We start from the raw sequence: 24,539 nt of genomic DNA on the forward strand, positions 1-24,539 counted from the left end.
TCAGAAGGTCGTCTTGACGGTCAGGTACAGGGCGCCACGGTCCTCGGTGGTGGCCCCACCGCCAGAGAAGGAGGCGTAGCCGCCGCCATAGCAGGTGTAATCCTGTTCGCCGTCCAGGGCGTTGGGGGTGCTGCCGTCGGTCTGGCCGTCCTTGCAGGCCTTGGTCTCACCGAAACTGTCGACGTACTTGAGGTCGACAAAGTACTGGTTGTAGATCGCGGCGCTCACGCCTACCGCATAGTTGCCGGTGTTCTCGGCACCGCCGCCCTGCACCGGCGACACGCCGTCGAGGCCGACGTTGACCGACAGCGGCATGCTCAGGTCCATGCCGGGCAGCACCTGGTACCAGGTAGGGGTGAAGTTGACGGCAATGCCCCAGTTGTCGCGGGTGGCCTTGTCGATGCCGCGGTAGCTGCTTTTGCCCTTGTACAAGGCCTCGTTGTGGCCATCGAGCTTGAGCAGGTTGCTGTAGAACAGCTCGCCAAGCAGGGTTGCCGAATCGAACAGCGGCGTATCGCCGATGGTCATCAGGCCGTTCAAGGTCCAGTGCAGGGTGTCGCCGGTGGCGCTCAGGCTGTCGCCATCCTTGGGCACGTCGTAGATCACGCCGCTGCTGGGCAGGCGTGCCGGCAGCAGGCCGAAGCCGCCGCCCAGGCCACCCTGGCCAGGGGCACTGACGGTTGCCGGGATGCTAGCCAGCGGCATGTTGTGGCGGATGTTCAGGTCGCTGCCGACGCTGATGCCCCCCACATCCTTGGACAGGCTCAGGCCATAGATGTCGATGTCGTCGGAATAGGCGAATTGGTAAGTAGTGCTTTGCAGCGAGTTGTACAGGTTGCCGACTGCGCCTTGGCGGCTGCCCGGCGGGTTGCCGAACGGGCCGTTGGCGACGGTCATGCCGCGCGCGTCGAGCCAGACTTGCGGGAGGATCTCGGAAGTCTTGCGGTAGTAGAAGCCGAGGGTGCCGCCCAGCCACTCGGGTGACCATTTGGCCATGATGCCCCAGTCGCCGCTCTTGCCCGGATTCAGATCATGGCCACGACGGATGGTGGTCAGCGCGCCGCGCACCGGGATCAACCCCGGGGTCCCGGTGTGGCCGAGCAGGAAGCTTTCGGCGCCCTCGCCTACCACGTCCGAGCCACCATAGTAGGTACCGGCTTCAGGCAGGCGGGCGGCGTCCCAGTCGAAGAAGTACTGGGCGCCCAGGGTCAGTTCGGAGTTGACCAGGAACGAGGTCGACAGCTGGTTGCGCGGCACGAACAGTTCCTTGGCCTCGGTGCCCGGCGAGGCGGCCAGCTTGGCCAGGTCGAGGCCCGACTGGCCGTAGCTCAGCGAATGCACCGGGTTGAGCAGGGTTTCACCCCAGAACAGGTTGTGCTGGCCAAGCTTGGCGCTGACCTGCGAGGCCTCGCCGACTTCACGGCTGAAGAACACGAAGGCATCCAGCACTTCACCGGACGGGCCGCTGTAGTAGCGCTGGGCGTAGTTGCTCAGGTGCGGGCTGCCCAGCGGCACACCGGTGCCAGGCAGGCCATTGAGGCTGGGGTTGATGCCGGACTGGTCACCGTTGCCGTTGACGAACGGGTTGCTGTTGGAGCCGGTGTTGTCATAGGCCTTGTCGTACCAGCTGGCCGTACTGACGCGGAACCCGGTGTTGCCCTGGTAGACCACGTCCAGTTCGCTCAGCAGGTCGACCCGGTTGGTGATGTTGGTGCCGGCCTTGCGGAAGTTGTAGTCACCATCGTTGCTGTTGGGCGTGCCGAGCATGCGCTTGTCAGCACTTTCGGTGCGTACGCCGTAGTTGTACTTGACGGTGTTGTCGAAGCGCACGGCCCAGTTTTCACTACCGGTATCGACTTCGAACGCCTGGGCGGCGGGCAGCGTGAGCAGGCCGATGGCGCAGGCGAGCAGGCAGCGCTGTGGTTTCACAGCACGGTGAATGCGGTGTTCTGGCATTACGATGGCTCCACGTATTGTTATTGTTTTTTACGCCGCCCGTCTTTTGCGAGCGTGGCTGGGGCGTCCATGCGCTATTGCAGGTTGGGTTGGTCCAGTCGCTGGATGAAAGCCTCGGCCTGCGGCCAGGGGCCGAAGCCGGAGGCCGGGTTGAGGTGGCCGACGGCCCCCAATGCGGCCAGTTCGCTACCCCAGCCTTGGGCCAGGGTGCTGGCTGCGGTAAAGCTGGCCAGGTGGTCGTTGCTGCTGGCCGCGACAATGCTGGGGAACGGCAGCGGCTCTTGGGGCAAGGGCGACCAGCCGTGCTCGACAAGGCTGGCCGGGCTTGGGTAGTGGGCCGGCCATTGCGCGTTCAGGTCGGGTGGCGCCGCCAGCAATGCGCCTTTGATCGGCCGCCGGTAGCGCGCCGCCCAATGGGCGACCATCAACACGCCAGCGCTGTGCGCCACCAGAATCACTTCACCCTCGATCTGGTCCAGCTCGCGCTGGATCGCCTCGACCCGGGCTGTGCAGCAAAGGCCGTCGGCCTGCGGCGGCGGTACGCTGCGCACCTTGGCCAGGCGGCCTGCGAGCAGGGTCTGCCAGTGCTCGGCGACATGGTCGCGCAGGCCGGCGACGATCAGCACGGTGGCAGCGGTTTGCAGTTTTTCCACGGTGAACCTCGTGTGCGGTGTAGCTCTTGAGGTTCACAGTAAACAGCCCTCCCACCGGGTGCTTCACATTGGGCGTCAGGGGCTTTTCATTTGATGACAATGGTCGATACAGGGCTTTGCTTTTCAATTCATGACACGCAGGCTATAACCAATCAGCCGCTCGCTTTTTGTAGGAGCAGCCTTGTGCTGCGAAGAGTCCGTAAAGGCCATGGCAGTGATGTCCGGCGTACTGGCCTCTTCGCAGCACAAGGCTGCTCCTACAAGAAAGCAGCAGTTAGCCCGGAAAACATGGATAACAACAAAAAATGCCTGCCCTAGTCCGTGCCGCCAGCTTGACCAATTACCTTGAAGTGTCCCGCCACCTGGGCCTCAATCCCCATGCGCTGTTGGCACAGGTTGGCCTCAGCGCCGCGTTGCTCGATGACCCCAACCGGCGCATCCCGGTTGCCAGCGTCATCAGCTTGCTGGAGGCCTCCGCCGGCGCCACCCGTTGCGAAAGCTTCGGCCTGCGCATGGCCGAGTTGCGGCAACTGTCGGACTTCGGCGAAATCAGCCTGCTGCTCAGCCACCAACGTACCCTGCGTGATGCGCTGCAGGTGATCGTGCAGTACCGTCACCTGCTCAATGACGCCCTGGCCATTCATATCGAGGAAGCTGGCAAGACCGTGGTCATTCGCGAGGAGGTGATCAACGAGCGCGCGCCCTGCAGTCGCCAGGCCACCGAACTGGCCATCGGCGTGATGATGCGCCTGTGCGCGGCGCTGCTAGGTGCGCACTGGCACCCGATCAGCGCCAACTTCACCCACGCGCCTCCCGCCGACCTGGCCACCCACCGGCGCATTTTCGGCTGCACGCTGGTGTTCGGCAGTGAGTTCAACGGTATCGTCTGCCCCGCCGCCGATCTCGACAGCGCCAGCCCGCAGGCCAACGAGGCGATGGCGCGCCTGGCGCAGCGCTATCTGGACAGCCTGCCGGCGGGCGGCACGCCGTCCCTGGAGCTGGAGTTGCGCAAGACCATCTACCTGCTGCTGCCCATGGGCCGCGCCACCATCGAGCAGGTGGCGCAAACCCAGGGCATGAACGTACGCACCCTTCAGCGGCGCCTGGAAGAAAGCGGGTTGACCTTCAAGGACCTGATCAACAGCGTGCGCCGCGACCTGGTGATGCGCTACCTGGAAAACCCCGGCTATTCGCTGGGGCGTATCGCCGACATGCTGGGTTATTCGATGCCCAGCTCGTTCACCCGCTGGTTCATCGCCCAGTTCGGCATGCCGCCGGCCAGTTGGCGAGCGCAGCGGGATGATCAAGGGCTTTAGCTTGATCCTGGTACGGCCCGTGTAGGAGCGGCCTTGTGTCGCGATAGGGCTGCGCAGCAGCCCCGGGGGTTCAGTGCAGACGTCCATATTGCCGGGGCTGCTGCGCAGCCCTATCGCGACACAAGGCCGCTCCTACAATCGACCGCGTCAAGCAGTCAGGCAAGGCCCCAGTGCATCAACGCCAGCACCAAAAGCACAAGAAACACACTTTCCCCCATCATCAGCGCGATAGGTTTCACCCCGACCGAGGCCAGCGCCTTTAGTTGGGTTTTCATGCCCAGAGCACTGATCGCCACCACCAGGCAGCCACGCGACAGGTCGTTGATGCCGCCCTGCACCACGGTGGGTACCCAGCCTGTGCTGTTGACGCACGCCAGCAGCAGAAAGCCGACCGCGAACCATGGCAGCAAGGGCGGCCTTTGCCCGCCGGCCTCAAGGCCCTGGCGCCGGGTGATCATGGCGGCGCAGACGATGACCGGCAACAGCATGGCCACCCGCATCAGCTTGACCACGGTGGCGATGTCACCGGTCTCGGTAGACATGCTGTAGCCCGCCCCCACCACCTGCGCCACATCGTGGATGGTCGCACCGAGGAAGACCCCGGCCTGCGCTGGCGACAGGTGCAGCCACTGGGCAATCATCGGGTAGAGGGTCATCGCCAGGGTCGACAGCGCCGACACGCCGATCACGGTGAACAGCGTTGCATGCTCCTTGCGCGGGTGCTGGGGCAAGGCGGCCGCCAGCGCCAGCGCCGCCGAGGCACCGCAAATGGCCGTGGCACCGCCGGTAAGCATGCCGAACAGCCGTGAAAACCCTAGCGCCTTGGCCACCACCACCGAGACCAGGATCGTTACCACCACCAGGGTGATGACCAGGGCCACGGGCTTCCAGCCCAGGCTGGCGATCTGGTCCAGGGTGATGCGCATGCCAAGTAGCGCCACACCCAGGCGCAGTACCGTGCGGGCGGTGAACTCGATACCAGCCTTGCACGGGCCGTCGACCGCAAGAAAGTTAAGCGCCATCCCCAACAGCAAGGCAAACAGCATGACCGGCGCTGCGTAATGCTCACTGAGGAAACTGGCGGCCGCACCGACGACAAGACTGACCACCACCCCCGGGGCGAGGGTGCGGATACGCTGATGGGTAGCGCCAAGTGCCAGTGTATTCATTGCCCCGCTTCCTCACTGTCAAACACGATATAGACCTGCCCGCCCTGCTGCTCGACCGGGTAGCTGGCAACCTTCAAGGCTCTGGAATTGACCAGGTAGCCGCTGGCCAGGTCGAAGCGCAGGCCATGCGCGCAACACTGGATGACACGGCCTTCCAGCCGCCCGCCGCACAACGACGCGCCCTGGTGCGGGCAGCTGTCTTCGATGGCATAGAGCGAGTCGGCAACGTTGAACAGCGCCACGCTGCGCCCTTCGCAGGCCAACAACACACGGCTGTCTCGTTCCGGCACTTGATGGGGGGCCAATGCAATGCGCCGGGTCATGCCCGTTCAACCTCTTGCAGTGCTTCGGTCATGGCTGCAAACAGCACCTCGGCAGGGTGCGCGCCAGCGATGAGCGGCCCCTGATTGAAGCGAAACCGCGGCACGGCACTGCCTGCGCGCCCCGCCCCATCGAGGAATGGGCTGCCGTCGTCACGCAGGCAGTCGACTACCTGTGCGGCCTCCAGCCCGCAACGCCGGGCGATGTCGAGCAAGGTTCGGCTATCCCCCAGGTCGCGGCCCTGGTGGAAATAGGCGATGAACAGCTGTGCCAGCAAGGCCTCCAGTTGCGCTGCATCGAGCAGCCGGGTGGCCCGTTGCAGCAGCCGATGGGCACTGGCGGTGTTAGGCATGCGGCGAATACGCGAGAAATCGATGTCCTCGCCTACCACGCGGGCAGCGGCGCGCACCTGGGCCTGGCGCTCGCGTACAGCCTCCTCGCTACCCAGGCGTTGCAGGTAAAAGGCATGGAATGGCACACCACTGGCTGGCAAGCCAGGCAATAACTGCACGCCTCGCCATTGCAGTTGTACCTGCACTTGCGGCTGTTCGCGCTGCAACAGCAACAGGGCGGCCTGCAGGTGCCGCTGGCCAATCAGGCACCACGGGCAGACGAAATCGAAGAACACTTCAACGGACAACAGCTGTTTCACGGTTTCAACTCCTCGGGTGCAGCAGCGTCGCCTGCCGGTGCATGCAGGCGCTCCATGTCCCGGTGGTAATGTCGTTTGGCAAGGAAAAACACCGCCGCCGCGCCAATGCTCATCAGCGGCACCAGCTGGAAGGCGGCATGCAGGCCGATCAGGTCGGAAACGCGCCCGGTGATCAGCGGCCCGGTGGCCAGGCCCAACAGGTTGTTGGCCAAGGTCAGGGTGGCAAACGCGGTGCCGTGCACCGCGGCGAGGGTAAGGTTGGCGACCATGGCACTGGACGGGCCGTTGGTGCCGGCGGCGATCATCATGCCCAGGCAGATCAGCACTAGTTGGGCGGTGCCGGCTGGCAGTGCGAACGCGATCGACAGCAGCGCGCAACTGCCCAGGCAGTAGGCGATGGCCAGACTGATCTTGCGGTCCGGGCGCTGCCGCCCGAGGCGGTCGCAGAGCATGGCGCAGAGGATCATGCCAATACCGCTGCACAGCACGATGACGGCGGCAATCGCCCCGGCGCGGTCGGTGCCCATGGCGTAATAGCGGTTAAGGTAGCTGGGCATCCACACGATCACGGTGCCGCCGACGAACAGCTGCAGCCCGCTGCCGACGTAGGCCGCGATGACCGAACGGCTGCTGTACAGGGTGCGCAGCGGGCGGCTGGCCTTGCCTTGCGGCTGCTGCGCGCATCGAGGCGCAATTCGCGCCTCCTTGACGATCAGCGGGTACAGCATCGCCAGCACCAGGCCGAACAGCGCCATGCCGGCGAATGCCCAGCGCCAACCCAGGTGCTGGGCCAGCACACCGCCCAGGGCCATGCCCAGTACCGAGCCGAACATGCCACCCGCCATGAACGCACCGGCCAGGGTCGAGCGCATGTCGCGGGGGAACACGGCGACCACCACGGCGATGCCGACACTGCCGTAGGCAGCCTCGCCCACCCCGACCAGAAACCGAGCGATGAACATTTGCGGGTAGTTTTCTGCCAGGGCGCAGCCGAGGGTGGCCAGGCTCCACAGTACCGCCATCAGCACCAGGCTGCGCACCCGGCCGAAACGGTCGGCCAACAGCGACAGCGGGAAGGTCAGCAGGCCGACCATCAGCGCGACGATACCGCTGAGCAGGCCCAGCTGGCTGTCGCTGAGCGCCCATTCGCCCTTGAGCAGCGGGAAAACCGCATTGAGCACCTGGCGCGACATGTAGTCGGAGATCAACAGGCCAAAGGTCAGGGCAAAGACTACCCAGGCATAGCGCCGGGGGACGCTGTGGGCGGTGTCGGTGCCGGACTCTTCGGCACTGGCAAGATAGGTGGCCATGTTGCCTCCTTGGGGGTGTAGGGCGTGAGGTTGTTCTTGTTGTTATGTACGACTGCAAAACCTTGCTCGGTCGCTGTGGGAGCGGCCTTGTGTCGCGAAAGGGCTGCGTAGCAGCCCCAGTAATCAGCGACAGAGCAGTAATTGCTGGGGCTGCTCTGCAGCCCTTTCGCGACACAAGGCCGCTCCCACAAAAAAGCATCAGGACCGTGGCACCCTGCTGTATTAACCGCGCTGCGGCACGCCCTTCACACCCGGCTGGCGATTTGGCGCCATGCCGTTGGCCTTGAGGGTCTGCTCGATGCTGTCGTACTGCTGCCCGATGCGGTAGATCGCGCGTGCTTCCTTGCCGTTGGCAATTTCGCGGCCCAGCTCATGGGCCACACGCACGGTCTGCTGGATCTGCTGCACCGAGGTGAAGCGCTTGCCATGCTGGTCGATGATGGTGTCTTCGTTGCCGCAGCGTGGGTGCAGGCCCATGGCCAGGGCCATGGTGTTGAACGGCAGCACGTTCTTGAGCAACGATTCGGCGGTCAGGGTGCAACCGTCCGGCGCGCGGTGGATGAAGTTGAAGAAGTTGAACGGGTTGGGGCCGTCGAAACCGCCGCCAATGCCGATCCAGGTCAGGTTCAGTGGGCCCATGTAATCACCGCGGCGGACGATGCGTTCGAGCGTCTCCAGGGCGTGCATGCCAGTCAGCTGGAAATGCGGCTGGATGTTGCTGGCCTGCAAGCGGCGCAGGTGCTCACGGACCCAGGCCGGACCGGCCGGTACGGTCATTTCGCTGTAGGCAGCATGAATCGCCGGGCTGGCCAGCGAGGTGCCTTCCAGGTACTCGGGGTACAGCAATTCCATGATGTTCATCTGCGTGGTGTTGATGGCCACGGTCACCTGGTCGGGGCGCGGCGTCAGCTCGGCGAGCATGTGCCGGGTGTCGTCCGACAGCCACTTGGCTGCCTCGCCTTCTCCTTCCGGGGCGAAGGAAATCGACCCGCCAACCTGGATGATCATGTCCGGCACCGCTTCGCGCACCCCGGCGATCAGCTCGTTGAACTTGGACAGGCGCTTGGAGCCCTTGCCGTCCAGTTCACGCACGTGCAGGTGCAGTACGGTGGCGCCGGCCTCATAGCAGTCGACAGCCTTCTGCACCTGCTCATCCATGGTCAAGGGGATGTCTTCAGGGAAGTCGTCGGGCATCCACTCCGGGCCATAGGGGGCCACGGTGATCACCACCTTTTCCATGTTTTCCGGGTGCAACGAATCGTCGAAGAATTGCATGCTGTAGTCCTCGCTATTGTTATTGTGCGGTTGCCGCCAGCGACGGCGACGAACTCAGAACGTGGGGCTGCCCTTGATCCCGGCGCGCTCCATCTTGCGGTGGCACGGTGGGTAGTCCATGACGGCGTAGTGCTGGGTGCTGCGGTTGTCCCAGATCGCCACGCTGTTGGGCTTCCAGCGCCAGCGCACCTGGTACTCCGGCAGGTAGGCCTGACTGATCAGGTAGCGCAGCAGGTCGCTGGCGCCGGGGTTGGCGTCCTGCCCGAAGCGCACCCGCTGCGGGGTGTGGTAATTGCTGAAATGAGTGGTGAAGGCGTTGACGAACAGCACCTGCTCGCCGGTTTCCGGGTGGGTACGCACCACCGGGTGCTCGGCATCGGGAAACTGCGCCTTCAGCGCCAGGCGCTTTTCCAGCGGCATGGCTGCGCCAAAGCTCGCTTCGATGCTGTGGCGGGCGCGCAGGCCTTCGATCTTGGCCTTGACATCGCCTGGCAGGTTTTCATAGGCCAGCACCATGTTCGCCCACATCGTGTCGCCCCCCACGGGCGGGCATTCGATGCAGCGCAGCACACAACCCATCGGCGGGGCCTCGCGCCAGGTGGCGTCGGTGTGCCAAGCGTTTTCATAGCGGTCGTTGGGCTGGTCCGGGCGCTTGTAGATCTGTACCAGGCCCGGATGCTCCGGGTCGCTGCCAGCCACCGGATGGTCCTCCAGGTCGCCGAAGCGACGGGCGAACGCCACATGTTCGGCGCGGCTGAAGTGCTGGTCACGCAGGAACAGCACGCGGTGGCGGAGCAACTGCGCGCGAAGCTGGGCGAACAGGTCGTCGTCGTGGATCGCGTCGGCCAGGTTGACCCCACTTACCTCGGCACCGATCGCGCAGGTCAGTTGTTCGATGTGCATGCAGTTGCCCTATTCAGATGACGAAGATCGACGAGCCGGTGGTCTTGCGCGCTTCCAGGTCACGGTGGGCCTGGACGGCATCCTGCAGTGCATAGTGCTGGTTGATCTCGATACGGATGCGCCCGCTGCCGACATGATCGAACAGCTCGCCGGCCAGGTCGGCCTTTTCCGCCGGGTCGGCGATGAAGTCGGCCAGTGCCGGGCGGGTGAGCTGCAGCGAGCCCTTGATCGCCAGCAACTGCGGGTCGAACGGCGGGATGGTGCCTGACGCCGTGCCGACGCAAACCATCAGGCCGCGGCGCTTGAGCGAATCGAGCGAGCCCATGAAGGTGTTCTTGCCAACGCTGTCGAACACCACGTTCACCCCAACCCCGTCGGTCAGCTCACGCACGCGCGTGGCAACGTCCTCGACGCTGTAGTTGATGACGTGGTTGCAGCCATGGGCGCGAGCTACCTCAGCCTTGGCCTCGGTGGACACCGTGCCGATCACATTCAGCCCCAGCAGCTGCGCCCACTGCGCGACGATCAGCCCGACCCCGCCAGCGGCAGCATGCAGCAGCACGCTGTCGCCGGGTTTGAACGCATGGAGCCGACGCAGCAGATAAGCGCTGGTCAGCCCACGCATGGTCATGGCAGCGGCGGTTTCGAAGGCGATGGTATCCGGCAGCTTGATCAGCGCGGCCGCGGGGATCAGGCGCTCGGTGCAATAGGCGCCCAAGGTGTTGAGGAAACCGGTGTAGGTGACCCGGTCACCGACCGCCACCTGAGTCACGCCCTCGCCCAGCGCTTCGACCACGCCGGCCGCTTCCACGCCAATGCCGTTGGGCAGCGGGATCGGGTAGGTGCCGTTGCGGAAATAGGTATCGGCGTAGTTCAGGCCTACCGCCACCTGGCGCAAGCGCACCTGCCCCGGGCCAGGCTCGCCGACCTCGGCGTCCTCGTAGCGCAGCACCTCGGGGCCACCGGTCTGATGGAAACGTACGACTTTGGACATGCTTGTCTCTCCAATCATCGATCTGGACGCATGGCGTCAGTTCTGGGTGATTGGACTGTATGCCCTTGGTGTGCGGGGTGCTTCGCATCGGACGACAGCGGGTTTTCATTTGATGACAGTGCGGGTGTCGACCTGCCAATCACGAAACCTGGGTTTTATTCATGAGCCTCCTTGATGCTTTCCCATGGTCAGACTAATACTTAAGTCTCTGCCTGGGGAGGCACGAAAAATGCAACCAAGATTCGTTATCGTTCCCGCTGTGCCGATCGAAAAGGAGTCGTTCCGCGTGGGTAGCCGGTATTACGCCGCTACCGTTTGTGGGGGGTTCGACATTTACGATAACCAAGCGAAGGAGCGGCTCAAGCCCAGTTATCCAAGCAGGACGGATGCATTGATGCAGTGCGAGCAGATGAACAAGCGCGGTGGTGCAGGCTGATCGCGCAAGCAGTAGGCTCGCTCGATCCCTGTGGGAGCGGCCTTGTGTCGCGAAAGGGCCGCAAAGCGGCCCCGGCAATTTGCGTGTTGACACTGAAGTCTCGGGGGCGCTGCGCACCCCTTTCGCGACACAAGGCCGCTCCCACAGGGGGGGTTACGTTTTCGTGGCCTCGCCCTTCTGCCAACCGGCAATCAGGCGCTGGGCGTTCTCCTCGCAATCCATGCCTTGTGGCTTGCCTTCCATGCCGGCAATAACCGCCAGCAACTGCGCTCGGTTGTGCGCCAGCCGCTGCTGCATCGCTTCGATCTCCGCTACCTTGCGCTTGAGACTGGCCAGCAACAAACCATGGCCATCCGCCGCAGCCCCGGAGGCATCGGTGAGTTTGCGCATTTCTTCAAGGCTGAACCCTGCCTGCTGGCCGCAGGTGATAATCTCCAGCGCCCGCACCACCTGCTCGGGGTAATCCCGGTAACCATTGCCCAGGCGCCGCGCGGTAATCAGCCCGCTGGCTTCGTAAAAGCGGATACGCGATGCACTAAGCCCCGTGCGTCGCGCCAGTTCACCAATTTTCATTCTGGCAATATTCCCCTCTTGACCTTAACGTTGACTTTAACCTTAGCCTTCTCCCGAACCTAGCCCACGCGCGCACAAAGCGATGCGTGGCAAGCCTTTCCGGAGATCGCCATGACGCCGTTCCAGCCCCTGCGCCTGCCCAATGGCAGTGTCATTCCCAATCGCATCGCCAAGGCGGCGATGGAGGAAAACCTGGCCAACCCGGACCAGACCCCTTCCGACCAGCTGCTGCGCCTTTACCAGGCTTGGGCAGAGGGCGGTGCCGGGCTGTTGCTGACCGGTAACGTGATGGTCGACCCCGGCGCCATGACCGGCCCAGGCGGCGTGATGCTTGATGCCAGCCAGCCACTGCAACGCTTTCGCGACTGGGCACGCATCGGCCGCGCCCACGGCGCGCAGTTCTGGATGCAGATCAACCACCCGGGGCGTCAGATGCAGGCCAACCTCGGCCAGCCCACCGTGGCGCCTTCGGCCATCGCCCTGGACATGGGCGGTTTGTCCAGGCTGTTCCCCCTGCCCAAGGCGCTGGATGAAGCCGAGATCGGCGCGTTGATCCAGCGCTTCGCCCGCACTGCGGCGCTGGCTGAAGAAGCCGGTTTCAGTGGCGTACAGATCCACGCTGCCCACGGTTACCTGCTGAGCCAGTTTCTTTCGCCACTGAGCAACCAGCGCCAGGACCGCTGGGGGGGCAGCCTGGAAAATCGCGCGCGGTTGCTGCTTGAAGTGGTCAAGGCCGTGCGCGAGGTGGTTTCACCCGGTTTCGCCGTGGCAGTGAAGCTGAATTCGGCGGACTTCCAGCGTGGCGGTTTCGAACCGGCGGATGCACGCCAGGTAGTGCTGTGGCTGAATGAGTTGCCGGTGGACCTGGTGGAGCTGTCGGGCGGCAGTTATGAAGCACCGGCGATGCAAGGCGACGCCCGCGATGGACGCACCCTGGCTCGCGAGGCCTACTTCCTGGAGTTCGCCCGGGAAATCGCCGCCATCGCGAAGATGCCGGTGATGGTCACCGGCGGCATCCGGCGCTTGCCGGTAGTCGAGCAGGTGCTGGCCAGCGGTGTGGCCATGGCGGGGCTTGCCACGGCGTTGGCAGTCGAGCCTGCCCTGCCCCGGCGCTGGCAGAACGGCGAGCAGACGGCAACCGCCGAACTGCAACCCATTCGCTGGAAGCGCAAGGCATTTGCCGCACTGGCCTACATGGCCCTGGTGAAATTGCAGATGCGTCGCCTGGCGGCCGGCAACCGGCCCAAGGCGCATGCTTCGCCATTGCGCGCCTTGTTGCTGGAGCAAGGCTGCACGTTGCTGCGGGTGCGCCAGTACAGGCGTATGATGAAAAGCCGAGCGGATTGATGGTGTGATCGGCAAAGCCAAGGGTCGTACATTCGCTCTGGGAGCAACTGTCTTGGATATATATCTTCAAGCCAGCACTGGCCCTTGTAGGAGCGGCCTTGTGTCGCGATGGGCCGCGCAGCGGCCCCGGCAATCTTTGCTGCGAAGCTGAAAACCTGGGGCCGCTGCGCGCCCCATCGCGACACAAGGCCGCTCCTACAGGTATTTGCACATGGCTTGAGGCCGGTGTGGTCGAGGTGGTGGCTTGTCGTGGCGACGAACCGCGTCGATGGGCTGCGCCAGCAGCCCCACAATCCGCAGCCCCTGCCTTCATCGGCGTTCTCTACCGGAGCATTGCCATGAACAAACCCCTTCACGCGCTCATCTTCGCACTGATAGCGCTTCCTGCCTGCTCGTCCAATTCAGCGCTATACCATGACCAGCCGCTGGTAGCGAAAGTCGAAAACGGCATGAGCAAAGACCAGGTCATGCAGATCGGCGGCAAGCCTGATGCCGAATCCAGGCGCACTGTGGTACCCGGCACCTGCTTCGATTACATGCTGACCAAGGCCGACAACCGTCAACCCTATAGCGTCAGCTTCGACGGTGCCGGCGAAGTGGACAATACCGCTTTCATGACCTGCGCAGAGTGGAGCAATGCCCAGCGCAAGGCCCGCCTGCCGAGCATGGGCGGCTCTAGCGGCTCGGGTTATTGACTCAGTCCAGGCATTCCCTGGCAGCCTGGCGCAGGTTGTCGCCAGACAGGAAGCTGCCCTTGTAGAAGGTCGCGCGGCTGCCCTCGCGGGTGAACCCGCTCCCACAGGGCCCCAACCAGCCGAAAGAACGCGCCGTACCTGCAGAACGGCAGGCTTGGGGTCAATCCAGCGCGCCGTTCAACACCTCGTAGATGATCCCCGTAGCGACCGCCACCAGGATCAGGTCCGCACCCGCCTGCATCCATTCATAGCCATCATAATGAGGGAGCTGCCCCAGCAGCCTGCCATCCAGCTTCTTGGCGATACCCGGCGGCAGCGGTTTGCCACGGGCCAGGTTTTTCTGGATGCCGGGCGGCAGCGCCTGCCCTGCGCTCCAGTAGCTGCGGTGCCCGTCAAGTATGCCAAGCACATCGCCACGGTTTATGGACGGGCCACCATACGAGCCCCCGTGACCTTGACCATGCTGGCCCTTGTCCTTGCCATGGCCCTGCCCCTTGCCATTACCCGGGTCGGCATAAGTAAGCGGTGGCCCCGCTGCCAGCACGATCGAGGTAGCGACAACTGCCCATCGACGCATTGCCATAACTGTTTCCTTACATGAGAGACGTCCCAGCACTGTAGACCAGAACCCGGTTCAGGGTGAAAGTCCCCAAACGCGGGTCAGGGCTTGGCACTCCGATAGAGCATGACGGCTGCCACATCAAGGGCCAGCACGGCAATGGCGAAGAGAAACATGAAGTACAGGTCTTCTGGAAGCATGGCCGTATCCCCAAATGGGCAGGTTTGCAGGGATCTTGCAATTCCTGTTCCTGACGCCTCGCTGACCGGGCCTGCCCATCTGGCGCTCCAGCTCAGTAGAGACGGGCCTTGATCAGCGGGCGCAGCAAGTAATTGAGCACGCTGCGCTTGCCGCTGAGGATATCCACCTCGGCTACCATGCCGGGGATGATCGGCAGCACCTCATCGTCGCGCTTGAGCTGGCTGCCGTCAGTGCGGATCAGCACCTGGTAGTACGACTCTTTGCCATGGGGCGTGTCCTCCTCGATGGTGTCGGCGCTGATCTGCTCCAGCGTACCCTTGAGGTCGCCATAGATGCTGAAGTCATAGGCGGTGATCTTCACCTTGGCCGGCATGCCCGGCACCAGGAAGGCCACGTCACGCGGCTTGATCCTGGCCTCGACCAGCAGACGGTCCTCCACCGGTATCACTTCCATGATCGCCTCGCCGGGCTGGATCACCCCACCACGGGTGTTGATCAGCACGGTGTTGACCCGCCCACGCACCGGCGAAACGATGCCGGTACGGCGCAACTGGTCCTGGCGCTGCTGGACGATCGGCTCGAGGGCGCTGAGGTCAGCCTTGCGCTGTGAGCGCTCGGTGTAGGCATCCTGGAAGTAGCTACTCTTGAGCTCGGTCAACTTGCCGTTCAGGGTCGCGATGTCCTGGCTCAGCCGCAGCGCCTCCATCTGGCTTACCGCACGCTTGGCCACCAGCGGGCGGACCAGGTCGAGCTGGCTCTGGGCCAGGCTGATCTGCCTCTGGATCGCCTGGCTGCCTTCGAGCAGCTTGTCCCGCCGCGACTTGAACAGCTCGCGCTCGGAACGCGCCAGCGGCCCTTGCGGGTCGATGTCCGGCGGGAACTCGATGGTCGCCTTGCCCAGCACTTCGGCGTCTAGCCGGGCGATGGCCGCGCGCAGCACGCCGGCCTGGTTGGCTGACTCCTGGAAATTGGTGAGAAAGCGCGTCTCGTCCAGGCGCAGCAGTGGCTGGCCGACCTCCACCAGGTCGCCCTCCTGCACCAGCAGACGGTCAAGAATGCCCCCTTCCAGACTCTGGATCTTCTGGATGCGGCTGAACGGCACCACACGCCCGTCACCGCGCGTCACTTCATCGAGCTCCGCCCAGGCGGCCCAGGCGACGAACAGCACGACAGTGCCAAGCAGGGTCCAGAGCAGCGGGCGATAGACCGGGTGAGTGGTGGCCAGCAAGGGGTCGGCCAGTTGCCGGCGTAGCACTGCAGAACTTTTCTCAGCTGCCATGGCCAGCTCCTTCGGCGACCTGCGGCGCCTGCACCTGATTGCCCAGCACCACCTGGTTCAGCGGGCCGTCCATGATCACCTGGCCGTTGCGCAGTACCACGGCACGGTCCACCAGCGCCAAGACGCTTTTCTTGTGGGTGGTGAGGATCAAGGTACGCCGGCCCAGCCATTTCTGCAGGTAATCGATGACCTGTTTCTCGCTGTTCTGGTCGAAGGCTGCGGTCGGCTCGTCGAGCAGCAGGATCGGCGGGTCCTGCAGCAGTACTCGGGCCAGCCCCAACGCCTGGCGTTGGCCACCGGAGAGGCTGGCGTTGCCCAGGATCGGCATGTCCAGGCCCAACGGGTGGGCGCGTACGAAAGTGCCCAGCCCCACGCCATCGAGGGCATCCAGCAATTCCTCGTCGCCCAGCGCGGCGTTAGCCAGGTTGAGGTTTTCCCGCAGGCTGCCGTGGAACAACGCCACATCCTGCGGCAAGTAGCCGATGCCGCGCTGACGGTCGGCCGGGTCGATCTGGCTCAGGGCGATGTCGTCCAGCAACAGCCGGCCGGATTGGGCGTCGAGCAGGCCGCTGAGCAGCCGCAGCAGGGTCGACTTGCCGGCGCCGTTGCCGCCGAGCAGCGCCACCCGCTCGCCGGCCTGGATGCTCAGCGCCTGCACATCGACCACCGGCGGGCTGTCGCCATGGGCCAGGCGCAGCGCCTCCAGGCGGTAATGCCCGTGCAGCCGGTCGCGATGCACGAAGCGCTTCCCGGCGGGGCGCTCCTGTTCGGCGGACATCAGCTGGTCCAGGCCTTCAAGCGCCACCTTGGTGTGCTGCCAGCGACCGAGGATGGCAGCAGCCTGGGACAGCGGTGCGATGGCCCGCGAGGCCAGGATCGAACAGGCCACCAGGGCACCGACGGTCATCGCCCCGTCGCTTATGCGGTAGACGCCGAACACCACCACCCCGACATAGCACAACTGCTGGACGATGCTCGCCGAATAGCTGAGGGTCGAGGCCAGGGCATGGGTCTTCATTGCGGTACCAGCCAGTTCGCCGGTGAGCATCTCCCACTGCTGCCGGCAGCGGCCCTCGGCACGCGTGGCCTTGACCGTCTCCAGGTGCTCGAAGGCTTCCAGCAGCACGCTGTTCTTCATCGCCCCTTCGCGCAGGTTCTGCCGCGACAGGTGCCCGAGCAGGCGCTGGGTCAGCAGCCCCGGCAGCAGCATCAACACACAGGCCACCAGCGGCACCCAGACCACATGGCCACCGATCACGGCAATGATCGACAGAAAGATCGCCACGAACGGCAGGTCGCTGATCAGTGCGGCGCTGGACGAAGTGAAGAACTCGCGGACCGACTCGAACTCACGCACCTGGGTACTGAACGCGCCCATCGACGCCGGTTTGGCGGCGATCCGGGTGCTCAGTACGCGCGCAAACAGCAGGCTCGACAATTGCAGGTCCAGGCGCTTGCCGAGTACGTTCAGCAGGTGCCCGCGAAGGATCCGCAACACTCCGTCGACGATGATCGCCAGGGCCACGCCGCTGGCGAGGATCCATAAGGTATCGAAGGCGGCATTGGGCACCACGCGGTCGTATACCTGCATGGCGAACAGCGCCGAGGCGACGGCCAGGACGTTGGCCACCAGGGCTGCCGCCGTGACTTCCGCATAGGAGCGCCAGAGCCGCTTGAGTGGCCCGAAGAACCAGTGTTCCGGCAGGCCGCTGGCGTAGTCGCCCACCCGGCCATCGGGGCGGTAGCGGCACTTGGCGAACACCGCAGTGCCACTGTAAAGCGCCTCCAGAGCGGGCAGCACCATGCACTCACGGCCACCCTCGCTTTGCGGCACCAGCACCTCGTACTGCTCGCCCTCGATGCCGACCAGCAGCAGGCTGCGGCCATCGCCGAGCAGCAGCAGCGCCGGCAGCAGGTAGGCGTCCATCTGCCGCAACGGCAGCTCCGCGACCTTGGCAGTGATGTCTGCGCGGCGCAGGGCGCGGACCACCAGGCGCAGCGGCAGGCGTCCGTGCTCCAGTGCCAGGCCGTCGACCAGTTCGGCGTCGCCCAGCGGCCGGCCCAGTTGCCGGCACAGCAGCAGCAGGCCCTGGCGTAGCGGGTCGTCGTGGTTCAGGGGCACGACATTGTCCGGGGATTGTTCAACTTCCATGATTCAACCGATTCTCCAGTAGTGCCCCCAACAGCCCGACCTGCGCGGCCGCGCGGTACTCGATGCGCTTGCGCTCGATGTGCAGATTGATCAACTGCCGCTCGGCCTCGAAACGTTCGCGCTGCACGTTGAGCAAGTCGATCACGTCGCGGCGGCCGACCTCGAACTGCTCGCGGTACAGCTCGCCAACCTGCTCCGACTCCGTCACCTGCTGGCTCAGCGACTGCTCCCGCCAGCGCAGCGTGTCAGCGTTGTCGAACAGCGTCTGCAACTGCCGGCGGATGTCACGCTGCATCGCATCGGCCGTCCATTGCGCCGACTCCAGACGTTGTTGCGCAGCAGTCGGCCGGCGGAAGTTGGAAAGCCCCTGAAAGGTGTCCATGCGAAAGCGCAACGACATCACCGAGTCGCTTTCCGGGCGACCGCCGATCTCCCGGCGCAACGCGGAGGCCTCCAGGTTCAATTGCGGCAGCAACGAAGCCTTGGCCTCGCGGACTTGCGCCTCGGCGACATTGGCGTCCTCCAATGCCTTGCGCTGCAACGGCGATTCACGGATCACCCGCGCCACATCGCTGGCACCCAGGTAGCGCTGCAGCGACATCGGCTCGGGCTCCACCAGTTCGGCGGGGTCCTGGCCAACCAGGATCGCGTACTGGTTGCGCGCGTCCTGCAGGTTGCCCTTCTCCAGCGACAACTGTTCCTGGGCACGCGCCAGTTCGAGGTTGGCGCGGTCCAGTTCGCTGCGGTCGGCGTAACCATCGCTGCCGCGTGCCTGGGTCATCTCGCGGATGGCGTCCAGACGCTGGATGTGCTGGCGCACCGTCTCTACCCGGCGCTCCGAGGCAAGTACGTCGAGGTAGGTCTCGACGATATCCAGCGCCGCATCGTCGCGCGCCACCAGCACCGCCTCGGACAGCTTGCGCCGGGTCGCGCTGGCGCTGTCGACCTTGCTCGTCACCCTGCCCCAGTCATACAGCATCTGCGACACGGTGACGTCGTAGACGACCTCACCAACATCGAATTCCTGCGGCCCTCCGGACATGGTGACGGAGGGGTAGTAACCACCTTTGGCGATCTCCACCTCGGTGCCCGCACGATCCGCTTCGGCCATCGCCGAACGCACCTGCGGGTGAATCGCCAACCCCGCCCGCACCGCCTGGTCGAGCGGGATGGCCGATGCGGACAGCGGCAGCCCGAGGCACAGGAGCCAAAGGGCTCCCGCGCCAAGGCGCCTTCCCTTGTGCACGGACAGGCCGCGCATCAGACCACGACCTGTACCGTGTTGTCCTCGATCAGCAGGGTACTGCTGCCAAAGTTGTAGACATCATAGGTAATGCCGTTGAGCTGCTGGGTGGTCCCTGTGTTCACGGCACCCACCACGTTGAGCGTGTCGTTGCTCTCGCCGGTGATCTGCAGGACGTTGTTGGCATCGGTGATGGCGTCGACCTCCGCCGCAGTCAGGGTCAGCACACTCCCCGAGTCGCCTTTGCCGAGGTCGATACGCTCGATGTTGGAGAGCGTGCCGACGCCGACGGCGTTGTAGTCGAGGTCGATGCCGTCGGCCAGGATTAACGTGTCGAAGCCCGCGCCGCCGTCGATGCTGACAAAGTTGGTCGCGGTGATCTGGATGGCATCGTTGCCGTTCCCGGCCACCACGTGGTCGCCAGTCCCCACATCGAAGATCAGGTCATTGCCATCACCTGCGTTGATGTGCTCCGAACTGCCGTCCGCCCCGGACATCACATCGTCCCCGGAGGTACCGTTGACGTCGATCTGGCCCACGTTCAGCGACAGCCCGTTCGGGGTCAGGGTGATGCCGTAGGCCGAGCTGTCGTTGCCGTTGGTATCGGTGGCGACGATATTGAACGAGATCTGCGAACCGAGGTTGAGGATATCGGTGATGTTCAACCCCAACTGGGTGAGTACGGTCGGGCTCAGCAGGTTCAGCGAGAAGTTGCCAGAGTTGTCCGCCGTAATCGGTAGCAGTTCGACGTTCAGCGCCGGGGTAATGACACGGATCACCACGCTGGAGTCCGGCTCGGTGGTGCCGCTGAAACCGAACCGCGGGCTCAGCGGGTTGAGGCTGACATCGACGCCGAAGTTGCCGATGGTCACTGGCTGCTCGATGCTGCTACCGACACCGATGGTCGCCACATTGCTGGTGTTGCCGGCCGGATCCTCGCCAGTCACCGAGACCTGGGCATTGAGCAACTGGTCCAGGGTAAGGTCGATGTCCAGGTCGGTGAGCAGGTTCAAAGAAGCCAGCCCGCTATTGTCGGCAGTCACCGTGGCGGTGGCGGTGACGCCGCCGATGTCCACTTCGACCGTCAGGTCGGTTCCCGGGTCGGTGGAGATGGTCAGGATGCTGCCCACCAGCGACAGCACCGGGGTCGCAGGCGGGATGGTGTCGACGGTGAATGGCACCGAGCTCGACGCGGTACCGCCATTGATGTCTGCAGTGACGGTAGAAGCGCCCTCGGGGAACGGCCCCATGCCACCGCCAGGGGGAATGGTCACCGTGACACTGCCGGCCAGGATATCGCTGGCGGTGATGGTGTGCGTTGCCTGCGTCTCGTAGCCGTTCTGCCCGGCGAAGGCGACAGTGATCACCTGGCCGACCTGCATGGTCGGGCGGATGGTCACGTCGACCTGGATGCCGTCGCTGATCTCGGCAGCGTTGATCCAGGTATCGGCGGCCTCCGGCACGCTGATGGTCGGCGGTGCCAGGTCCGGCGCGTTGATCGTCGATGGGCCGCTGAGGTTGCCGGCAGCATCGGCGGTGACCCCGCTGATCAGCTCGCCGGTGATCAGCGGCGGCGCAAACGGCAGGCTGAAGTTGCCGCTGCCGTCGACATTCACCGTGATCGGGTTGGCGGTATCGCCGTCGATCACGAGGCGTACCTGGCTGTTCGGCTCGGCGGTACCGGTCAGCAGTGCCCCGTCGGCACTGATGCTCAGCAGCGGCGCCGACGGTGCCACCGTGTCGACCGTGGTACTGGCCGGGCCACTGGTGTTACCTGCGGCGTCCTCGGCCACCGCGTTGACCACCGTGCCATTGGGCAGCGGCGTGGTTGGGGTGAAGCTCCAGTCGCCACTGCCGTCCGCCGTCGTTTCGCCGATCGGGTTGCCGCCACCATCGGTGAGGATGACGGTGGCGCCGGGTTCAGCAGTACCAGCGAGGACCACACCATTGCTCGGCTCGATAGTCGGCGCGGCCGGGGCGATGGCATCGACCGTGGTGCTGACCACTGGAGCACTGGTATTGCCTGCCGGGTCCTGGGCCACGGCGTTGATGACCGTGCCGTTGGCCAATGGCGTACCGGGGGTGAACGACCAGTTGCCGCTGCCGTCGGCGGTCGTCTCGCCGATCGGATTGCCGCTGCCGTCGGTGAGGATCACCTTGGCCCCGGCTTCGGCGGTACCACTGATCTCGGTACCGTTGCTCGGCTCGATCGTCGGCTGGCCAGGGGCGACCGCATCCACGGTGGTGCTGACCTGTGGGGTGCTGGTGTTGCCGGCGGCGTCCTGAGCCACGGCGTTGATCACCGTGCCGTTGGCCAGCGGCGTGCCTGGCGTGAACGACCAGTTCCCGCTGCCGTCCGCGGTAGCCTGGCCAATCGGGTTGCCGCTGCCGTCGGTGAGGATCACCTTGGCGCCAATCTCTGCGGTACCACTGATCACCACTCCGTTGCTCGGGTTGATGACCGGGGCGGCCGGGGCGATGGTGTCAACGGTGGTGCTGGTCGGGCCGCTGGTATTGCCGGACGGGTCCTGGGCCACGGCGTTGATCACCGTACCGTTGGCCAGCGCAGGCGCAGGCGTGAAGGCCCAGTTGCCACTGCCATCGGCGGTCGTCTCGCCGATCGGGTTGCCGCTACCGTTGGTGAGAATCACCTTGGCCCCGGCTTCGGCGGTACCACTGATCACCACACCGTTGCTCGGGCTGATGATCGGAGCGGCCGGCGCGATGGCGTCAACGGTGACGCTGGCCGGCCCGCTGGTGTTGCCGGCCGGGTCCTGGGCCACGGCGTTGATGACTGTGCCATTGGCCAACGGTGCACCGGGCGTGAACGACCAGTTGCCGCTGCCGTCGGCGGTAGTCTGACCTATCGGGTTGCCGCCGCCATCGGTAAGGATGACAGTCGCGCCCGCTTCGGCGGTACCGCTGATTTCCGTGCCGTTGCTCGGTTCGACCACCGGTGCAGCCGGCGCCACGCCGTCCACGGTAATGATCGCTGGTGCACTATCGATGTTACTGGCGTTGCGTGCCACCACGTTGACCACGGTGCCATCCGGCAGCGGTACGCCCGGCGTGAACGACCAGTTGCCGCTGCCGTCGGCGCTGACCTGGCCGATCGGGTTGCCGCTGCCATCGGTGAGGATAATGGTGTTATTCGCATCTGCGGTACCGCTGATCACCGAGCCGTTACTCGGATCGACCTGCGGAATCGACGGCAGCGACGAGTCCACGGTAGTGCTGCCAGGAGCGCCGGTATTGCCGGCGGCATCGGTCGCCGTAGCGTTGACCACGGTGCCATCGGGCAGTTGCGTACCGGGGATGAATGTCCAGTTGCCGCTGCCGTCAGTGGTAGCTTCGCCAATGGGATTACCGCTGCCGTCGGTAAGGGTCACGGTGCTGTTCGGCTCGGCAGTACCGTTGAGCACGGCGCCGTTGCTCGGATTGACCACCGGCGCGGCTGGTGCGATCGAATCCACCGTGGTGCTGCCCTGCGGGCCAGTGTTGCCGGCCGGGTCCCGGGCCACGGCGTTGACCACGGTGCCATTGGCTAGCGGCGTACCGGGAGTGAAGCTCCAGTCGCCGCTGCTGTCGGTAGTAGTCTGGCCGATGGGGTTGCCGCTGCCATCGGTGAGGATCACGGTGCTGCCCGGCTCGGCGGTGCCGTTGATTTCATTACCGTTGCTCGGCTCGACCACCGGCGCGGCCGGGGCCACTGAATCTACCGTGGTGGCGGCCTGCGGACCGGTGTTGCCGGTCGGGTCAGTTGCCGTGGCGATGATTACGGTACCGTTGGCCAGCGGTGAACCAGGGGTGAAGCTCCAGTTACCGCTGCCGTCGGCGGTGACCTGGCCGATCGGGTTGCCGCTTCCGTCGGTCAGGGTCACGGTGGCGCCCGCTTCGGCGGTACCGCTGATGCTCGCGCCGTTACTTGGATTGATTACCGGGGCAGCCGGCGCGCTGGAATCGACGGTGACCGTCGCTGCCGGGCCGGTATTGCCAGCCGCGTCGCTCGCTGTGGCGTTGACCACGGTGCCATTGGGCAGCGGCGTGGCTGGCGTGAATGTCCAGTTGCCGCTGCCGTCAGCGGTGGCTTCGCCAATCGGATTGCCACTGCCGTCGGTGAGGGTGACGGTGCTGTTCGGCTCGGCAGTACCGCTGAGGCTGCTGCCGTTGCTGAGGTCGATGGTGGGCACACCCGGGGCCACGCCGTCCACGGTGGTGCTGCCCTGCCCGCTGGTATTGCCGGCAGGGTCGGTCGCAGTGGCATTGACCACAGTGCCATCCGGCAACGGTGTGCCTGGCGTGAACGACCAGTTGCCGCTGCCGTCGGCGGTAGTCTGGCCGATCGGGTTGCCGCTGCCGTCGGTCAGGGTGATGGTACTGCCGGGCTCGGCGGTGCCGCTGATTTCGCTGCCGTTGCTCGGCTCGACCACCGGTGCGGCCGGGGCTACCGTATCCACTGTGATGCTCGATGGCGCGCTAGTGTTTCCGGTCGGGTCAGTCGCGGTGGCATTGACCACAGTACCGTTTGGGAACGGGCTTCCCGGTGTGAAACTCCAGTTGCCGCTGCCGTCGGCGGTGACCTGGCCGATCGGGTTGCCGCTGCCATCGGTCAGGGTGACGGTGGCGCCCGCTTCAGCGGTACCGCTGATGGTCGCGCCGTTGCTTGGATTGATTACCGGTGCAGCCGGCGCGCTGGAGTCGACGGTGACCGTCGCTGCCGGGCCGGTATTGCCAGCCGCGTCGCTCGCCGTGGCATTGACCACGGTGCCATTGGGCAACGGCGTGGCTGGCGTGAACGTCCAGTTACCGCTGCCGTCGGCGGTGGCTTCGCCAATCGGATTGCCACTGCCGTCGGTGAGGGTCACGGTGCTGTTCGGCTCGGCAGTACCGCTAAGGCTGGTACCGTTGCTGAGGTCAATGGTGGGTACACCTGGTGCCACGCCGTCCACCGTGGTGCTGCCCTGCCCGCTGGTATTGCCGGCCGGGTCGGTCGCCGTGGCATTGACCACAGTGCCATCCGGCAACGGTGTGCCTGGCGTGAACGACCAGTTGCCGCTGCCGTCGGCGGTAGTCTGGCCGATCGGGTTGCCGCTGCCGTCGGTCAGGGTGATGGTACTGCCGGGCTCGGCGGTGCCGCTGATTTCGCTGCCGTTGCTCGGCTCGACTACCGGTGCGGCCGGGGCCACCGTATCCACTGTGATGCTCGATGGCGCGCTGGTGTTGCCGGTCGGGTCAGTCGCGGTGGCGATGATTGCAGTACCGTTGGCCAGCGGTGAACCAGGGGTGAAGCTCCAGTTGCCGCTGCCGTCGGCGGTAACCTGGCCGATCGGGTTGCCGCTGCCGTCAGTCAAGGTGACGGTGGCGCCCGCTTCGGCGGTACCGCTGATGGTCGCGCCGTTACTTGGATTGATTACCGGTGCAGCCGGCGCGCTGGAGTCGACGGTGACCGTCGCTGCCGGGCCGGTATTGCCAGCCGCGTCGCTCGCCGTGGCATTGACCACGGTG

The 24,539-nt window shown here is 65.0% G+C and carries 19 protein-coding genes; 4 read left to right on the forward strand and 15 right to left on the reverse strand.

Annotation, left to right across the window (positions count from 1 at the left end; translation table 11 throughout):
* Together JV551A3_RS15650 and JV551A3_RS15655 are read right to left on the reverse strand one after the other, a co-directional pair.
* Nucleotides 1–1,956, reverse strand: a complete 1,956-nt coding sequence (locus JV551A3_RS15650; RefSeq protein ID WP_133972725.1) for a DUF1302 domain-containing protein — start codon at nucleotides 1,954–1,956, stop codon at nucleotides 1–3.
* A 74-nt stretch (nucleotides 1,957–2,030) separates the two neighbouring features.
* Complete coding sequence (locus JV551A3_RS15655) at nucleotides 2,031–2,609, reverse strand: RBBP9/YdeN family alpha/beta hydrolase (protein ID WP_133972723.1); 579 nt, start codon at nucleotides 2,607–2,609, stop codon at nucleotides 2,031–2,033.
* A gap of 305 nt (nucleotides 2,610–2,914) precedes the next feature.
* Between JV551A3_RS15655 and JV551A3_RS15660 the strand changes: the two genes are divergently transcribed.
* A complete protein-coding gene (locus tag JV551A3_RS15660) occupies nucleotides 2,915–3,925 on the forward strand; it encodes an AraC family transcriptional regulator (RefSeq protein ID WP_133972721.1) in 1,011 nt (336 codons plus the stop codon).
* Nucleotides 3,926–4,080: 155 nt separating this feature from the next.
* Here JV551A3_RS15660 and JV551A3_RS15665 read toward each other — a convergent pair whose 3' ends face one another.
* From JV551A3_RS15665 to JV551A3_RS15700, 7 genes are all read right to left on the reverse strand, one after another.
* Complete coding sequence (locus JV551A3_RS15665) at nucleotides 4,081–5,094, reverse strand: YeiH family protein (RefSeq protein WP_133972719.1); 1,014 nt, start codon at nucleotides 5,092–5,094, stop codon at nucleotides 4,081–4,083.
* Entirely contained in the window at nucleotides 5,091–5,417 is a 327-nt protein-coding gene (locus JV551A3_RS15670) for a Rieske (2Fe-2S) protein (RefSeq protein ID WP_133972717.1), read from the reverse strand. Before JV551A3_RS15670 ends, JV551A3_RS15665 begins: the two co-directional genes overlap by 4 nt.
* Nucleotides 5,414–6,067 (reverse strand): DsbA family protein, encoded by a 654-nt coding sequence (locus tag JV551A3_RS15675; protein WP_133972715.1) that lies wholly within the window; start codon nucleotides 6,065–6,067, stop codon nucleotides 5,414–5,416. Before JV551A3_RS15675 ends, JV551A3_RS15670 begins: the two co-directional genes overlap by 4 nt.
* Nucleotides 6,064–7,377 carry an MFS transporter gene (locus JV551A3_RS15680; RefSeq protein WP_133972713.1) on the reverse strand — a complete coding sequence of 438 codons (1,314 nt, stop codon included), beginning with the start codon at nucleotides 7,375–7,377 and terminating at the stop codon, nucleotides 6,064–6,066. Before JV551A3_RS15680 ends, JV551A3_RS15675 begins: the two co-directional genes overlap by 4 nt.
* Nucleotides 7,378–7,599: 222 nt before the next feature.
* Nucleotides 7,600–8,652 carry a beta-keto acid cleavage family enzyme gene (locus JV551A3_RS15690; protein WP_133972709.1) on the reverse strand — a complete coding sequence of 351 codons (1,053 nt, stop codon included), beginning with the start codon at nucleotides 8,650–8,652 and terminating at the stop codon, nucleotides 7,600–7,602.
* Between the two features lie 54 nt (nucleotides 8,653–8,706).
* Entirely contained in the window at nucleotides 8,707–9,555 is an 849-nt protein-coding gene (locus JV551A3_RS15695) for a TauD/TfdA dioxygenase family protein (protein ID WP_013972530.1), read from the reverse strand.
* Between the two features lie 13 nt (nucleotides 9,556–9,568).
* Entirely contained in the window at nucleotides 9,569–10,549 is a 981-nt protein-coding gene (locus JV551A3_RS15700; RefSeq protein ID WP_133972707.1) for a quinone oxidoreductase family protein, read from the reverse strand.
* A gap of 229 nt (nucleotides 10,550–10,778) precedes the next feature.
* Between JV551A3_RS15700 and JV551A3_RS31010 the strand changes: the two genes are divergently transcribed.
* Nucleotides 10,779–10,985, forward strand: coding sequence for a hypothetical protein (locus tag JV551A3_RS31010; RefSeq protein WP_112253939.1), 207 nt, complete (start codon nucleotides 10,779–10,781; stop codon nucleotides 10,983–10,985).
* 153 nt (nucleotides 10,986–11,138) lie between these two features.
* Here the strand turns inward: JV551A3_RS31010 and JV551A3_RS15715 are convergent, their stop codons facing one another.
* Nucleotides 11,139–11,558 carry a MerR family transcriptional regulator gene (locus JV551A3_RS15715; protein WP_133972703.1) on the reverse strand — a complete coding sequence of 140 codons (420 nt, stop codon included), beginning with the start codon at nucleotides 11,556–11,558 and terminating at the stop codon, nucleotides 11,139–11,141.
* A gap of 111 nt (nucleotides 11,559–11,669) precedes the next feature.
* On the opposite strand from JV551A3_RS15715, the gene JV551A3_RS15720 reads away from it, so the two are divergent.
* Together JV551A3_RS15720 and osmE are read left to right on the forward strand one after the other, a co-directional pair.
* Nucleotides 11,670–12,905 carry an NADH:flavin oxidoreductase/NADH oxidase family protein gene (locus JV551A3_RS15720; RefSeq protein ID WP_133972701.1) on the forward strand — a complete coding sequence of 412 codons (1,236 nt, stop codon included), beginning with the start codon at nucleotides 11,670–11,672 and terminating at the stop codon, nucleotides 12,903–12,905.
* A 338-nt stretch (nucleotides 12,906–13,243) separates the two neighbouring features.
* Complete coding sequence (gene osmE / locus JV551A3_RS15725; RefSeq protein WP_133972609.1) at nucleotides 13,244–13,600, forward strand: osmotically-inducible lipoprotein OsmE; 357 nt, start codon at nucleotides 13,244–13,246, stop codon at nucleotides 13,598–13,600.
* A gap of 160 nt (nucleotides 13,601–13,760) precedes the next feature.
* Here the strand turns inward: osmE and JV551A3_RS15730 are convergent, their stop codons facing one another.
* From JV551A3_RS15730 to JV551A3_RS15750, 5 genes are all read right to left on the reverse strand, one after another.
* Nucleotides 13,761–14,183, reverse strand: coding sequence for an anti-virulence regulator CigR family protein (locus JV551A3_RS15730; RefSeq protein WP_133972607.1), 423 nt, complete (start codon nucleotides 14,181–14,183; stop codon nucleotides 13,761–13,763).
* 268 nt (nucleotides 14,184–14,451) lie between these two features.
* A complete protein-coding gene (locus JV551A3_RS15735; RefSeq protein ID WP_133972605.1) occupies nucleotides 14,452–15,639 on the reverse strand; it encodes an HlyD family efflux transporter periplasmic adaptor subunit in 1,188 nt (395 codons plus the stop codon).
* Nucleotides 15,629–17,791 carry a type I secretion system permease/ATPase gene (locus JV551A3_RS15740; RefSeq protein WP_133972603.1) on the reverse strand — a complete coding sequence of 721 codons (2,163 nt, stop codon included), beginning with the start codon at nucleotides 17,789–17,791 and terminating at the stop codon, nucleotides 15,629–15,631. Before JV551A3_RS15740 ends, JV551A3_RS15735 begins: the two co-directional genes overlap by 11 nt.
* Nucleotides 17,781–19,052 carry a TolC family protein gene (locus JV551A3_RS15745; RefSeq protein WP_133972601.1) on the reverse strand — a complete coding sequence of 424 codons (1,272 nt, stop codon included), beginning with the start codon at nucleotides 19,050–19,052 and terminating at the stop codon, nucleotides 17,781–17,783. The genes JV551A3_RS15740 and JV551A3_RS15745 overlap by 11 nt, the downstream gene beginning before the upstream one ends.
* Nucleotides 19,052–24,539 (reverse strand): Ig-like domain-containing protein (locus tag JV551A3_RS15750; protein ID WP_133978895.1); only part of this gene is annotated, 5,488 nt, incomplete at its 5' end. The genes JV551A3_RS15745 and JV551A3_RS15750, both read right to left, overlap by 1 nt.

Origin of the sequence: Pseudomonas inefficax, from assembly GCF_900277125.1 — a bacterium.
In the GTDB taxonomy this organism is placed as follows: domain Bacteria; phylum Pseudomonadota; class Gammaproteobacteria; order Pseudomonadales; family Pseudomonadaceae; genus Aquipseudomonas; species Aquipseudomonas inefficax.

What these genes read in the sequence shown, in the direction of transcription:
- JV551A3_RS15650 (WP_133972725.1), bottom strand. Translation starts at nt 1,956, where the DNA reads ATGCCAGAACACCGCATTCACCGTGCTGTGAAACCACAGCGCTGCCTG.
- JV551A3_RS15660 (WP_133972721.1), top strand. Translation starts at nt 2,915, where the DNA reads ATGCCTGCCCTAGTCCGTGCCGCCAGCTTGACCAATTACCTTGAAGTG.
- JV551A3_RS15665 (WP_133972719.1), bottom strand. Translation starts at nt 5,094, where the DNA reads ATGAATACACTGGCACTTGGCGCTACCCATCAGCGTATCCGCACCCTC.
- JV551A3_RS15670 (WP_133972717.1), bottom strand. Translation starts at nt 5,417, where the DNA reads ATGACCCGGCGCATTGCATTGGCCCCCCATCAAGTGCCGGAACGAGAC.
- JV551A3_RS15680 (WP_133972713.1), bottom strand. Translation starts at nt 7,377, where the DNA reads ATGGCCACCTATCTTGCCAGTGCCGAAGAGTCCGGCACCGACACCGCC.
- JV551A3_RS15690 (WP_133972709.1), bottom strand. Translation starts at nt 8,652, where the DNA reads ATGCAATTCTTCGACGATTCGTTGCACCCGGAAAACATGGAAAAGGTG.
- JV551A3_RS15695 (WP_013972530.1), bottom strand. Translation starts at nt 9,555, where the DNA reads ATGCACATCGAACAACTGACCTGCGCGATCGGTGCCGAGGTAAGTGGG.
- JV551A3_RS15700 (WP_133972707.1), bottom strand. Translation starts at nt 10,549, where the DNA reads ATGTCCAAAGTCGTACGTTTCCATCAGACCGGTGGCCCCGAGGTGCTG.
- JV551A3_RS31010 (WP_112253939.1), top strand. Translation starts at nt 10,779, where the DNA reads ATGCAACCAAGATTCGTTATCGTTCCCGCTGTGCCGATCGAAAAGGAG.
- JV551A3_RS15715 (WP_133972703.1), bottom strand. Translation starts at nt 11,558, where the DNA reads ATGAAAATTGGTGAACTGGCGCGACGCACGGGGCTTAGTGCATCGCGT.
- JV551A3_RS15720 (WP_133972701.1), top strand. Translation starts at nt 11,670, where the DNA reads ATGACGCCGTTCCAGCCCCTGCGCCTGCCCAATGGCAGTGTCATTCCC.
- osmE (WP_133972609.1), top strand. Translation starts at nt 13,244, where the DNA reads ATGAACAAACCCCTTCACGCGCTCATCTTCGCACTGATAGCGCTTCCT.
- JV551A3_RS15730 (WP_133972607.1), bottom strand. Translation starts at nt 14,183, where the DNA reads ATGGCAATGCGTCGATGGGCAGTTGTCGCTACCTCGATCGTGCTGGCA.
- JV551A3_RS15735 (WP_133972605.1), bottom strand. Translation starts at nt 15,639, where the DNA reads ATGGCAGCTGAGAAAAGTTCTGCAGTGCTACGCCGGCAACTGGCCGAC.
- JV551A3_RS15740 (WP_133972603.1), bottom strand. Translation starts at nt 17,791, where the DNA reads ATGGAAGTTGAACAATCCCCGGACAATGTCGTGCCCCTGAACCACGAC.
- JV551A3_RS15745 (WP_133972601.1), bottom strand. Translation starts at nt 19,052, where the DNA reads ATGCGCGGCCTGTCCGTGCACAAGGGAAGGCGCCTTGGCGCGGGAGCC.